Below are 1,273 nucleotides of genomic sequence, written 5' to 3' on the forward strand. Positions count from 1 at the left end.
CGGATTTTTCACCCAGTCCCTGTCTGACCGTGATCCCGAGCTGTTCGGCTCGATCACATCCGAGCTGGGTCGTCAGCGCGACGAGATCGAGCTGATCGCATCCGAAAACATCGTCTCTGCCGCCGTGATGGAAGCACAAGGCTCGGTGATGACCAACAAATACGCCGAAGGCTATCCCGGACGGCGTTACTATGGCGGCTGCCAGTATGTGGACATCGCCGAGAACCTGGCCATCGACCGCGCCAAAGAGCTGTTTGGCTGCGGCTTTGCCAACGTGCAGCCGAACTCAGGCTCTCAGGCCAATCAGGGTGTGTTCCAGGCACTGATCCAGCCCGGCGACACCATTCTGGGCATGAGCCTGGACGCAGGCGGTCACCTGACCCACGGCGCCCGTCCCAACCAGTCGGGCAAGTGGTTCAATGCGGTGCAGTATGGCGTCCGCAAAGAAGACAACATGCTGGACTATGATCAGGTCGAGGCGCTGGCAAAAGAACACCAGCCCAAGCTGATCATCGCCGGAGGCTCGGCCATTCCGCGACAGATCGACTTTGCCCGCATGCGCGAGATCGCCGACATGGTCGGCGCCTACCTGCACGTGGACATGGCGCACTTCGCCGGTCTGGTGGCAGCGGGTGAGCACCCCAGCCCCTTCCCGCATGCGCATGTGGCAACCACCACCACGCACAAAACCCTGCGCGGTCCGCGTGGCGGCATGATCCTGACCAATGATGAAGATATCGCTAAGAAAGTGAACTCGGCGATCTTCCCCGGCATTCAGGGCGGCCCGCTGATGCACGTGATCGCGGCCAAGGCCGTGGCGTTTGGCGAGGCGCTGCAGCCTGCGTTCAAGGATTACATCAAGCAGGTCGTCGTGAATGCACAGGCGCTGTCAGACCAGCTGATCAAGGGTGGTCTGGACACGGTGACCCACGGCACCGACACCCATGTGGTGCTGGTCGATCTGCGACCCAAAGGCGTGACCGGCAACATTGTCGACAAGGCTCTGGGCCGGGCGCACATCACCTGCAACAAGAACGGCGTGCCGTTTGATCCGGAAAAACCGACCATCACCTCGGGCATCCGTCTGGGCTCCCCCGCCGGCACCACCCGCGGCTTTGGCGAGATCGAATTCCGCCAGATCGCAGATTGGATCATCGAAGTGGTCGATGGTCTGGCCGCCAATGGCGAAGACGGCAATGGCGCGGTTGAAGCCAAGGTCAAAGCCGAGGTTGCAGAGCTTTGCGCTAAATTCCCGATCTATCCAAACCTGTAA

General features: G+C 61.0%; 1 protein-coding gene. It reads left to right on the forward strand.

Features of this window, described 5'->3' with window-relative positions:
• Positions 1–1,273 (forward strand): serine hydroxymethyltransferase (gene glyA, locus AC2FID_RS22455; RefSeq protein WP_496700169.1); only part of this gene is annotated, 1,273 nt, incomplete at its 5' end.

It is taken from the genome of Ruegeria sp. CDSC068 (assembly GCF_059610545.1).